The organism is Ignavibacteriota bacterium, assembly GCA_016707525.1.
In the GTDB taxonomy this organism is placed as follows: domain Bacteria; phylum Bacteroidota; class Ignavibacteria; order UBA10030; family UBA6906; genus JAGDMK01.
Genome location: JADJHP010000002.1, coordinates 448,265 through 460,890, shown reverse-complemented (window position 1 = coordinate 460,890; position 12,626 = coordinate 448,265). Strand labels below are relative to the sequence as shown.

Genomic DNA, 12,626 nt, shown 5'->3' with positions numbered 1-12,626 from the left:
TTCCTCCCGTTTAGTAGTCAAGCCGGATGCCAAACCGGACCTGGCGTGGCGGACCATAGAAATAGGGGACGGTCTGCAGACCGACGGCGTTCTGATAGCGTTCGTAGTAATCGACGTTGATGGCCCGATAGACATCGGCATAGCGGGAGCCGTAGGTGTTGACCAGCGCACCGCCGAGTGATGGCGTACTCAGCACACCATCGTCATCCGCGGACCCGGTCCGCAGGAAGACGTTCTGGACGTTCTGCGCGTCGAACAGGTTGATGACATAGATGAAGACGTTCGCATTCAGGGTATTGAACAGACGGAAGGTCTTGTCGATGCGCAGGTCCACCTGGAAGACCCAGGGGGTCGTGGAACCATTCAACGCTTCGATCGGTGACCGGCTGCGGGCATCGCCTTCGAGGTCGGCACCACCGATGCCCCGTGTGAAGGGGTGACCGCTGTTGAACGAGAGCAGGACGGACGCACCAAGCTGTTCGAGGATCGGGCCGCCTTCATTCTCGCTGAACCGGTAGTCCACGTTCATGTTGCCCCGGATGGCGTTGTTGTACTCCAACGGCGAGACATACAGCGGCTTGAATTGCGTCACGCCGTCAAGCGGCGCACCCACGATGCCACGGGCGGAGTTCGGGAAAGAACCCGTACCGCGGGCGTCCTGGAACGACAGCGATGCATTCGCCTGCAGGCGCTTCGTGCGGCGCATGTTGAACGTGACCTCGACACCCTTGGTGGTGGCAAAATCGCCGTTCGTCAGCACCGAGTAGGCGCCGATCGGGGAGCTGGGTGCCGTATCCCACTGTTCATAGACCACCTGGTCCTTGATATCCTTGTAGTACGCCGTGACATCGAAGGACGCGAAATCGCCCATCTGCTGTGTGAAGCCGATCTCATACTGCGTGGTACGGGTCGGACGCACATCATAGCCAACAGGGCTGTGGATGTAGAATCCGCCACGGACGTTGTTGCCGATGAAATACAATCCGTTGTACACGTCCGCCAGGCGCGACTGCTGCACGAACTGACCGAATTGGGTGTGGAACACCGTCCGGTCCGTGACCGGGAAGGACAGCCCGATACGGGGGCTGATGCCGTGGAACGCACCGGTCTTCACCAACCCGGCCTGATTGATGGCACCATTGTACGGATCGATGGCCAGTTCCGGCCGCGAAGCATCCGCATAGGCATAGTTGTCGATGTTGATGTAGTCGTAGCGTACCCCGATGTTCATCACGAGATCGTTGTACTCGATCTTGTCCTGGATGTACGCTGAAGCGAACACGGGATGCCGGGGGCCCATGAATCCGCTGCCGCTCGTCTCATTCCCCCAGACGTCATAGCCGTAGTTGTTGACCCCGGAATTGATGAGGATCTGCTCGCGCGAGACCTTGTTCGGATTCCCGTCCGCCAGCGCATCGTTGGCAGCCATCAAACCCGCCAGCGTGAAGACCGGCTCGTTCGCCCAGGAATAGTTGCGGATGGTATAGCGCTGGAATTCGCCGCCGATCTTGATCGAGTGTTCCTTGCCGATCTGCGTGACGTACGCACCACTCGCGCTCAGGTTCTCGCGACGGAATTTCGCGTAGGCAGCGAGGACATCGCCGGGCGCATTGAACGCGAAGTCATACAGGATCTTGCGGGTCGGACGGAGATACCGCCCCGTTTGTCCGGTGGCGATGTCCGTGGTAGAGCGGTTCCACGCCCAGCCGGCGTTCGCATTCGCGACACTGTCGCCATAGTGCAGGAAATCATCCTGCAGGTAGGGGTCCCACTGCTTCTGGGTCTGCAGGAAATACCCCAGCGTCACTTCATAGAATGATGTCGGACTCAACAGGTGGGTCATTTTCAGACTGGCTGAGCCGTTCCGCTGGTTGATCTCTTCGATGCGGCCTTCGTTGTAGATGTTCGCGATGGCACCCGCGTTGCGATGCGAATTGTACGCATTGTACTGCGTGGTGCCCGTGAACGTCCCCGCCAGACGGAGCGTCACGGGAGAAAGGTCCACCATGACCGTGGCCGTCCCTGTCAGGTCGAGACGGGGGTTCCGCCGCAACGCACCTGCCGGATACGTGAGGTTGATCGTATCGCCGGTCTGACCGACCACCTCCCCGATGTCGATGCCCGGGTACGGCAGCGGGTTCTGATCGCGCTGATACAGGTAATTGAAGAGCCCGAACACCTTGATCCGGTCCGAAAGCACGGGACCGCTCAGACTCGTGGTCAGTTCATTGTACCCGAACCAGTTCGCGCCCACGCGTTTCTTCCCGTCCAATGCGTTGGCCTTCTGCTTGAACGTCACATTGTCCGTGATGTACTGCATGCTGGCCTTCCACTGGGAGGTCCCGGTCCGGAGTTGCTGCTGAATGATACCGGCATTGGCCCCGCCGAATTCGGCGCTGTAGCCGCCGGCCTGCACCTGGATCTCCTCGATGGCATCCTGGACCAGCGTCACCGCCCGTGCGCCGGTGAGAGGATTGCGGATGTTCACGCCTTCGAGGTAGTACCCCGTCTCATCCTGACGCCCGCCGCGAATGAAGACCGCGCCATCCTGCAGGACCACACCCGGGGTCAGGGCAAGGATGTTATTGACACCGCGGACCGGCAGGGCGGCCATGTCCTCCGCGGTATTGATGCGCACCGCGTTGGTGGCGCTCCGATTCACCAGCGGGCGTTCGGCAACGATCTCGACGGCCTGCAGCGCAACGGCCTCGGTCGAGAGGGCGAAATCCATCGTGGTGGTGAGGTCGTTGTTCACGCGGACGTTCGACACCGTCGTTGCCGCGTACCCGACGAACGTTGCCCTCAGGGTGTAGACACCCGGGGGAACGTTGAGGATCATGTAGTCGCCGTTGACATCCGCTGCTGCGCCCAGCGCCGTCCCGATGACCGAGACATTGGCACCAACGAGCGCATCACGGCTGTCCTTATCGACGATCTTGCCACGGATCTTGCCGGAGGCCAGCACCAGCGCCGGCATCAACAGCAGGAGCGTCACAAGCAGTATCCGTTGTGACTTCATGGGATATCTCCCTTGGGGATAGTGAATGACTGTGTCCACGCCCGAGCGCGCGTACGTAGGGACACACGCGCTTGCGCCCGCACCCTCATGCGGCCGGGACGAAGACGGGTACTGGGGGAACCGCCGGTACTACGAAAGGAGTAGCAAATCGTGCACTGCATCACCTCCCTGTCCATGACCTGTACACTCACCTGCCGGAGCAACGCTCCGTCTCCACTCACCAGGACTGTTCATCCTCCGGAGGCCGTCCGGCAGGTGTCGTGTCTCTCAGGTTCACATGGTAGCTCATGGTACGACGGGAGTGCGGCCACGACAACGCGTTTGCGATGAGTTGCATGTTTTCAACGCCGGAATGGAGAAGCGGCACGAGCGCTTCTCCTGCGCCACACGGTCGGGAACGTACGCTCATCCTGTTCCATGACACATTCGTCTCAGGAATCGGCGGCTCCGTCCCAATTGCGCATCCATTCCGGGCGCGGGTCTGTATATTCAGGCAGAGACCAAGAGCAGTACATCATCACAGGAGGGCAACATGAGCACAACGTGGAAGCGTGGGGTCGTTGCGGCACTGCTTGTCGCGATAGCGGTACCGGCACTGGCGGAAGACAAGGTCATGGTCTATCCCAAGGTCACCCGCGATGTCATCGTCAGCAACCTGATGAACGGCCTCTCTGCCCAGAACAAGGGGCTGAAGGAGAGCGCCGCATTCATGCTCGGCGAGGAGAAGGCCACCCGGGCGGTGGTGCCGCTGATGCAGATGCTGCGGAGTGAGAAGGACGAATCATCCCGCATCGTGGCAGCGTTGTCGTTGTGCCGGATCGGCGAGCCCCGGGGGGTCTATGCGGTGAAACAAGCGGCAAAGTTCGATGAGAGTGAACGGGTCCGGACCCTCTGTGCCTGGTTCTACAACCAGTATGTCCAGCCCGGATCGTTCGAGTTCGTTGCTGTCAAGCCGGCTGCTCCGGTCGAATACGGAAGCCGTTGACGCGGGTCGGACCCTCAGCGCGGATGGCCCCACTCCTCCCGGGCGCCATCCGCGTCCGACCTGTTCACTGCGTCCCTGTCAACCGCTCGAACACCCTGTCCCGGAACGAACGGCTCATCGTGAGCCGCGTCCCGTCCTGCAGCACCACGGCATACTCGCCATGGAACATCGGCTGCATCTCGCGGATGCGGGTCACATTCACCATGGTTGACCGGTGGATCCGGAGGAAGTTCTCCGGCGACAGCTGGGTCTCCATGTCGCTGATCTTCTCGCGGATCAGGTGCTTCTTCCCCTGCGTATGCAGGCAAATGTAGTCCCCCTGCGCCTCGATCCAATCCACATCGTCCACCCGCACGAAGGTGATGCGCCCGCCGCTCCGCACCATGATGCGGCCAACGCGCGCACGTTCCGCACGCGTCGTATCCAGCATCTCCTGGACGCGCTTCATCGGGGATGAACCGTTCTTCTGACGCAATTGGCCCTTCGCACGGTCCACGGCCTCCAGCAGCCGCTCGTCCTCATAGGGCTTGAGCAGGTAGTCCAGGGCATGGACCTGGAAGGCGTTCAGTGCGTACTGGTCATAGGCGGTGACGAAGACCACCATAGGGATCTCATCCGCACCAAGGCTGTCCAGCACTTCAAACCCGTTCAACTCGGGCATCTGGATATCCAGGAAGACGAGGTCGGGCTTGATGCTCCTGATCTTTTCCAGAGCCTCGGGCCCGTCAGAGGCCTCATCCACGATCTCGATCTCCCGGTCCTTCTCCAGAGCGGCACGAAGCCCTCGCCGCGCCAGCGGTTCATCATCGACGATCAGTGTGCGAATGCGGTCCATGATCAGGTGCTCCCGCTGTGGAACGGAAACGTGAGAACAACATCGACCCCGCCTTCAGGCGGACTGTCGAGGATGAACGTGTACTCCTTGCCGTACAGGTGTTGCAGCCTCTGGCGTGTATTCCTGATCCCGATCCCCTCCCTGGACTCCCCCGCCTGTGCGCGTGGGAAGCCCCACCCCGTTGTCCCGCACGTGCAGGGTGACCGATCCATTGGATCGTTCCGCGGAGACCGCGATCATGGCCGGGCCGCGTTTCCTGGAGACGCCATGACGGATGGCGTTCTCGACGATGGGCTGCAGGATCAGATTCGGAACAAGGGCATCCAGCGCCCCGGGATCAACATGCTGCTCGATCTGCAGGCGGTCGCCGAACCGTATCCGTTCGATGTGCAGGTACTTCTCAAGGAACTCCAGCTCACGCCGCAACGTGACCTCCTGCATCCCCGCACTGTCCAGGGTAAGACGGAGGAATTCGCTGAGGCGAGCCACCATCCGGCTTGCCAGATCGGGCTCCTGACGGATAAGGACCATGATACTGTTCAGGGTGTTGAACAGGAAATGCGGCTGGAGTTGCATCTCCAGGATCTGCACCTGCGCCCGGGCGAGTTCGGATTCCAGTTGGGAGGCGATGACCTCCCGGTCCCGGTAGCGCTTGTACATGTACATCCCGAGCAGGACGATGCCGATGACCCCCGCAGCGACGAGCAGAACGAACCAGGAGGTCTGATAGAAATGCGGACGGAGCGTGAACGTCACGGCGGCACCCTCGAGATTCCACGCCCCGCTGCCGTTCACCGCCTGGACGCGGAAGCGGTATGTTCCGGGCGGGATATTCGTATAGAATGCATCGTGCCGGTCCCCGGCATCGATCCACTGCTTGTTGAACCCTTCCAGAAGATACCGGTAGCGCACCCGTTCGGGCGCACCGTAACTCATCCCCATGAAATGGAACTCGAGCTCGCCATTGCCCGGCGGATACTCGGCACCGGACCGGGTCACCCCTTCGACATTGTCCACCACCAATCGTTCGATCACCACCGCGGGAGGCACGGCGTTCACCGGCATGCGGCGGGTGTCCACCATCACCACCCCCGCCGTGGTCGGGAACCAGAGCCTGCCGTCCTGAGAACGCAGTGCGCTTGCCTGGTGCCCGCCGTTGCATTCATCGCTATACATGCCATCGCTGATACCGAACGATTCAAAGCCAACGTGACCCACCTTGTTGTCGAGCAATGCGTACAGCTCGGATGTCCGCACCCGGTGGACCCCGTTATTGGACGAGAACCACATCCATCCCGCATGGTCATCCAGCCCGGTGTACATCACTTCCTCCGGCACACCTTCGGCCGGGGTCAGGGTCCGGGTCGAATCGCCGCGGAACACTTTCAGGCCGCCCCCCATCGTCGTGATCCACATGGTGCCCATCGTGTCGATCGCGGCGGTGATGACCCAGGGAGCCATAGGCCCGTCGTCCAACATCGACCAGTGTATCGATGAAGAGTCGACGACCATCTTCCCGCCACCGTGCGGAGGGAGCGTGAACCAGGCAAGGCCGAAGGTCCTCGTAACGAGATAGACGCGGTCCCTGCGGTCGAACAAGATCTGACGGATGTCATACTGCGCTTTCATCGGGCCGAGCGCCACCGGAATGACCGTGTCGTTCTCGATGAGCCCGAGGCCTTTGCCCCCGGCAGTCCAGAGACGCCCGTGCCGGTCCTCGGCGATCGCAGTCACCGCATAGTGTCCGATGCGCCTGGCCCTTCCATCTCTGACACGGACGAGCCCATCGCTCCCTGCGAACCAGAAGTTCCCCTTCCGGTCCTGGTGGTAGGCGGCGACGATCCCATTGTGGACCGCACTCAATTCCGGCGCCGGTTCGAAGTGCGCCTTGCCAAGAACGAAGATGGCGCCCGACGCAGAACTCGCGTAGATCTTCCCTCCCGGGCCCTCTCCGACCGACCAGACCATGTTCTCAACCACCGACGAGCCCGCGCGGAATGTCGTGAAGGTGCTGTTGGTGAATCTGTTCACGCCCGCGGAAGAGACTCCAACCCACAGATTCCCTTCCCGGTCCTCAAACAGACTCATGACCTCATCCGCCGAGAGGCCATCCTCGGACGTGTAGGAGGAGAACTTCCCGGCCGCATACCGCCAGAGCCCGTGGCCCGCCGTGCCGATCCAGATCGTCCCACGCTGGTCTCTGAAGAGTCGCTGGATCGGCGCATCGTGCGGCCCTTCAACGCCGCGGAAGGAGGTAAGCGTCCCGCTGTGGAACCGGAAGAGGCCCATGGACCGGGTCGCGATCCAGAGCGAACCATCATGGTCGCACAGGAGATCGGTAGGGACCGATTCGAGGGACTCCTGCCTCAGGAACGAGTAGTCAAACGGCAGGGCCGCTTTTGATGTGAGGCCACGCATCCAGGGTTCAAAGCAGTCGCCATTGCTGACCCATATGCCGGCGACGGTCGCGACGAAGATCCTTCCATCCGCGGCTTCACAAACGGAGATCACCACGTTGAGCGGAAGGCCGTCGGCAACGGTGAACACGCGGACAACGGAATCCCCGCGTACGACGAAGAGCCCATTGGTTGTGGCAACCCAGAGATTCCCTTTGGCGTCTTCGACCATCCGCCGGACCATCATATGGTCCGCGCCTTTCAGGGGGACCACCCTGCGGAGGTATCCCTCGCGCATGCGGAGGATCGTTCCGGCGTAGGTGCCGACGTACAGACTGCTATCGCGGGTGACGCACAGAGCGGAGATGTAGTTCATCCCGATCTGAGGTGTGTTGCGCACATTGAAGACACGGAACGTGGCCCCGTCGAAACGGACAAGCCCTTCAACGGTCCCGAACCAGAGATAGCCATCGTGGGTCTGCGCGATGGCCTCAACAGTGTTCTGCGGAAGCCCATCCCTCTTGGTCCAGGCACGGTGGGCATAATGGGAGATATCCCGGACAGGATCGAGCCCGCCCACGGGGCGTTCGCCGGCGGTGCTCAACGCGGCCGCGGCGAGCAGACAGACTATCAGGAGGCGGATCGTCTGCATGATCTCACTCATCATGTGACTGAGGCCGATGGACCGTGGCCCATCGGCGGAGAACGCGCGTATGCATGATCGACACCATGTCGCATGCTGGATGTAACGTAGCCGATTTCCGGGAGGAAAGCCTGGCAGGCACGACGAAGCGCGTAAGGAAGCGATGAAACGGTGTTTCTGCGGGTCAGGCCGCGGTCATCATGTGCTCGAACACCCGCTCACGGAAAGAACGGCTCAACGTCAATCGCGTGCCATCATGCAGTATCACGGCATACTCGCCGTAGCTGAGCGGCTGCATCTCACGGATGCGGTCCACATTCACGATCGTGGAGCGGTGGATCCGGATGAACCGTTCACCTTGCAGCTGCCGCTCCATCCCCGAGATCGTCCCGCGGAGGAGATGCTTCTTCTGCCCATTGTACAGGCGAACATAGTCCCTGTCCGCTTCGATCCAATCGATCTCTTCCGCCTTGACAAAAGAGATCCGCCCTCCACTCTTGACCATCAGGCGCTTGGTCTTCGGTTCCACGTCCCTGGTGGCCGGCATACGTGCGGCTAACGCAAGGGCTCCGTACCGTGCTTCGAGCTGGCCCCGCACGCGTGACACTGCAGACAGCAGCCTCTCCCCGTCCACAGGTTGCATCAAAAAATCGACCGGGTGGAACTGAAATGCTGCAACCGCTTGATCCGTTGAGGACGATGTAAAAATGACCGCCCCGGGATATCCAGCGGTCAACGATCCAAGCAACTCTAATCCGCCACGATCCGGAAGGTCCGTATCGAGGATCAACAGGTCCACGGGAGAACTGGCGAGGACAGCCCGGACTTCTTCAGCTGACACGCAATCGGCAACGACATGAATATCGTCGAAAATCGCCAGAAGGGCTCGCATACCGGAACGAACCTCATGGTTCCCACCGGCGATGACCAACTGCAGATCTCTATTCGTTCGCATAGCGTTCTCCTGAAGCAAGAACAGGCATCACCATCGATAGTCCGGATCTGGACTACTGAATGATACGCCCGGTGCTGTCCAATGTTTCACATGTGGATCGTGGCAGGCACGGACCCCGTTGCCTCACGTAAGCTCCCATTCGAACGCGGACTTGCGGCATACACACCGGATGAGTACCTTGCAGGGAGACACCCCTGTTCATTGATGAAAGGTTCACGGGATGAAGAGTCCGTATGCCGACCTCCCCCGGTTGGACACCCCCTACACCCTGGCTCCCGCAGACAGGGAACGATTCCTCCAGGATGGGCATGTCGCCATCCGTGCCCTCGCCTCGCCTGCCGAGATCGCCGCGTATCGCCCGTTGATCCGCGACGTCGTGACAACCGTCAGTGGACAGCGGAGGACCGAGGGGAAGGTGAGCGGCTATGCTTCGTTCTTTACGCAGGTCACGAACGTGTGGCGGCTGCACGATGGCGCACTCCGCTTCGTGATCAGCCGGCGCTTCGCCCGCCTGGCAGCGGAGTTGCTCGGTGTGCCCGCCGTTCGCCTGTATCACGACCAGGCACTCTTCAAACCGCCCGCGGGCCCGGGCACCCCGTGGCATCAGGACCAGATCTACTGGCCGCTCGCGACACGACGTACCGTGACCATGTGGATGCCGCTGATGGACCTCACGCAGGCGATGGGTACCATGGTCTTCGCTTCCGGGTCGCACCACGAAGGGGCGCTGAGCGGCCTGGCAATATCGTCAGACTCCAATGCGTTCTTCTCGGGGCTCGTCCGGGAGCGGGGATTCGTGCTGACCAGCTACGATCTCGCGGCGGGAGATGCGACGTTCCACACAGGCTGGACCGCCCATGCGACACATCCGAATGCCGGCAGCGTCGAACGCGAGGTGATGACGATCATCTATTATGAGGATGGGGCAACCATCATGGAACCGGATTCGCCGATGCGCCAGGTGGACCTCGAAGCATTTCACCCGGGCCAACGTCCCGGCGAGCGCGCCGCCAGCGCACTCAACCCGATCCTCTTCTCAGCGCCGCAATGATATCCGGAAGAACAGGAGGGTCTTCATAGCACGGAGGTGAGACATGAACACACTTCGATCCATGATCTCATTGAACATCACCCTTGGATTCGTTTCCGCGATCGGTCTTGCACTCCAATACTTTGCGCTTGCCGATATCGCGCGGCAGGAAGCCGACCCAACGCTGGAGTGGCGCATCGTGGGGCTCAGCATGATCATGCTGGCGATCTTCGTCATCCTGACGATCGTTTCGCTCGTCCGCCTGTACCGGTTCACCGACGAGCATCAACACGTCCCCCGTGGACAGTAAGCCGGGTCTCTGTTCAACGGTTGTACATCATGCGGATCGCGGCACGATGGATCACCCCGTCCTGGGTCACGGCATGGAGTCGTGCGAAATAGACACCGGACGACGCCGAAGCGGGCGACCAGGTCGCCGCATGATGGCCCGCCGGGAGATCGCCACGCTGAAGGATGCTCACACGTTGACCGAGGAGGGAGAAGACCTCAAGAACGACATGCGCCGGCCGTGGTAGGGAGAACGTGAGCCGGGTCGACGGGTTAAAGGGATTGGGGTAATTCTGATCGAGGCGGAATGCCAGCGGGAGTTCCTGAGCTCCCACCACGTCGGTCGGTGCCACACGCACCCACCGCACGGCATCGAAGACGAGCTCCTGCCCTCCAACGGCCGACCGGTTGCCGAGCCGCACGGCACCCTCCGCCCCCGCGTTGAATGTCCATGTCCCGAGCGTGGCCCACGTCTTCGCATGCGCCTTCTGATCCACCGTAACGGTGTCGGTCCCGCCGGCATGGGACACCACATACCGGGCATCCGTGGCATTGCTGAGTTCGATGAAGGCCTCCACCTGATAGACCCCGGTTTCAGAGAGTGAAGGCCTCCATTCGGCAAAGAGCGTGTCAGCCGCCCCACCTGTCGTGAGCGTATACCAGAGATGGCCTTGATGGCCCCGTGTCATGTCTTTCCAGAGCGCCATGGACGCCGGCGGCGCCGTCGCCAGGGTGAAGCCATTCCCGAATTGCAGGTCATCAACCAGTGTATCGCCGGACACTGGCGGCGAGAAGCGCGTGCCGATGCACCAGGCCACTTCATTCAGATTCTGAAAACCGTTGTTGTACCCCGGCCAGTCGTACATCACATTCTTGCCGTTCCGGTTCATGTACCCCTGGTTCTTGTTCCCGTACGGGTCATTGAACACCAGCGTGTGCGGCTCGGCTCCGAACCCGTGAGCCACGACAAGATGACCGGCGGAGGTGAGCAGGACACACATGCTGAACGGGTACCCCGAAGCGATGTCCGAGGCCGCGGTACTGTACGGGGTCGCCTCCGTTTGCAGTGCCGTCATCCCATGCGCGCGATAGTAGTCCGCCATGCGAACGTGCGGACTCGCTCCTCCGGTCCACATGTATCCAAACCCTCCCATACCGGGGACGCCATTCGGGTCATTCGCGGTGTTGGCGAAGATGTACCCCCGGAAGCGGTAGGTGGAGGCAACATAGTTGCCCCAGGCGGTGAGATGAGGCGTAGGCCAGGAACAGGTGATCGGCCATGAGGGGAGGACATGGTAGTAGGCGAGGACCATGATCGCCTGCGTGGGCGCACAGGCAGAGTGCCCGTTGAACCAATCCGGGGTGTCGTAAACCTGATGGACATACGGAATATCCAGAGCAGAGACGAACTGCAGGCCCCCGGGAGATTGTGCATGCATCGCAAGAGACGGGAGATGGGCGACCCTGCGTGGTGCGCCCAGGGTCGACGGAGTATCGCCGGGCACAGGCAGAACATAGATCTCGTTCGCCAGGAACGTGTGATACACGATCGACCTGCCATCGTACGCAACAGCGGGATCCATCTCCATCCGGTCGTCTGTTCTCGTCAGGAGGACCTCTCCCGTACCGTCGAAACGAATGGCATGGATGTCTGCCCCCGCAAGCGTATCGTGATCGACAACCGTCCGCGAAAACACGAGCGTCGCGCCATCCGCGGTCCAGGCAGGCTGTCCCCCGCGGCCGAGGGGCCAGGTGCGTTTGCTGATCCGCTCATGCACCAGGATCTCGCCGTCGAGCGAGCGATACGCGATCCGCCCGCCGTCGGGAGACCAGACAGGGCACATATATCCCTGTGCGTCGGAGGTGATGCGCGTGCGCAGGCCGGATCGAAAGTCCATGAGCCAGAGCTGGTCATTCTCATCATTGAACACGGCGCAGTGCCCATCCGGCGAGAGCGGTGCCAGGTTGGCATACGTCCCGAGCTCGTAGGTCCGGGAGGTGGGGCCGTCCAGAACGGTCAGTCGGGTACCCCATGTGAACCCTATCGCGCCATCACGGGCAAAGCTCACCTGCCCTATCTGTCGGGAGGGCGGGGAAAGGTAGGTTGTGGAGCCTGTACGGACGTCGAGCAGGGCGGCGCGCTGCGACCCATCCGGGGCGACCTCCTTGAACCCGAGCAGGCCACCATCAGGCGAGACGGAGAAATATCGGCCGATACCCGGTCCGGAGGCAATTTCGACAGCTTCCATGCCCTGTACGCGATAGAGGGCGGATCCGAACGAATTGGTGCAGACGACTCCCGCGGCGGTCATGGCCGGCGTTGCGAGAGTTGCCTCATTCCCGCCCTGAGATGTCCACCCCTGCGAAGGCAGGAGGAGAAGGAGGAGGAGCAACATCACACGTATGCGCATTCAAGCCCTTTTCCTGGATCAAGGAAAGTACGACAAACCCACCATTGAGACAACCATACGCCGA

Annotated in this window: 8 protein-coding genes; 3 read left to right on the top strand and 5 right to left on the bottom strand. The window is 61.3% G+C overall.

The window, feature by feature from the left end; genetic code table 11:
* Positions 1-10: 10 nt before the first annotated feature.
* The gene (locus tag IPI01_05625) at positions 11-3,019 is read right to left on the bottom strand and encodes a TonB-dependent receptor (GenBank protein MBK7257278.1); all 3,009 of its coding nucleotides are present in this window, start codon (positions 3,017-3,019) and stop codon (positions 11-13) included.
* Between the two features lie 532 nt (positions 3,020-3,551).
* Between IPI01_05625 and IPI01_05620 the strand changes: the two genes are divergently transcribed.
* Positions 3,552-4,004 carry a HEAT repeat domain-containing protein gene (locus IPI01_05620; GenBank protein ID MBK7257277.1) on the top strand — a complete coding sequence of 151 codons (453 nt, stop codon included), beginning with the start codon at positions 3,552-3,554 and terminating at the stop codon, positions 4,002-4,004.
* Positions 4,005-4,068: 64 nt separating this feature from the next.
* On the opposite strand, the gene IPI01_05615 is transcribed toward IPI01_05620, so the two are convergent.
* The 3 genes from IPI01_05615 to IPI01_05605 form a co-directional block, all read right to left on the bottom strand.
* Positions 4,069-4,839, bottom strand: coding sequence for a response regulator transcription factor (locus tag IPI01_05615; GenBank protein MBK7257276.1), 771 nt, complete (start codon positions 4,837-4,839; stop codon positions 4,069-4,071).
* A 54-nt stretch (positions 4,840-4,893) separates the two neighbouring features.
* The gene (locus IPI01_05610; GenBank protein MBK7257275.1) at positions 4,894-7,887 is read right to left on the bottom strand and encodes a histidine kinase; all 2,994 of its coding nucleotides are present in this window, start codon (positions 7,885-7,887) and stop codon (positions 4,894-4,896) included.
* A 175-nt stretch (positions 7,888-8,062) separates the two neighbouring features.
* A complete protein-coding gene (locus tag IPI01_05605; GenBank protein ID MBK7257274.1) occupies positions 8,063-8,833 on the bottom strand; it encodes a response regulator transcription factor in 771 nt (256 codons plus the stop codon).
* A 220-nt stretch (positions 8,834-9,053) separates the two neighbouring features.
* Between IPI01_05605 and IPI01_05600 the strand changes: the two genes are divergently transcribed.
* Both IPI01_05600 and IPI01_05595 read left to right on the top strand, forming a co-directional pair.
* Complete coding sequence (locus IPI01_05600; protein MBK7257273.1) at positions 9,054-9,884, top strand: phytanoyl-CoA dioxygenase family protein; 831 nt, start codon at positions 9,054-9,056, stop codon at positions 9,882-9,884.
* 43 nt (positions 9,885-9,927) lie between these two features.
* Positions 9,928-10,173 carry a hypothetical protein gene (locus IPI01_05595; GenBank protein MBK7257272.1) on the top strand — a complete coding sequence of 82 codons (246 nt, stop codon included), beginning with the start codon at positions 9,928-9,930 and terminating at the stop codon, positions 10,171-10,173.
* A 13-nt stretch (positions 10,174-10,186) separates the two neighbouring features.
* Here the strand turns inward: IPI01_05595 and IPI01_05590 are convergent, their stop codons facing one another.
* On the bottom strand, positions 10,187-12,562 hold the full coding sequence (locus tag IPI01_05590) for a PD40 domain-containing protein (GenBank protein ID MBK7257271.1): 2,376 nt from the start codon (positions 12,560-12,562) through the stop codon (positions 10,187-10,189).
* Between the last annotated feature and the right edge of the window lie 64 nt (positions 12,563-12,626).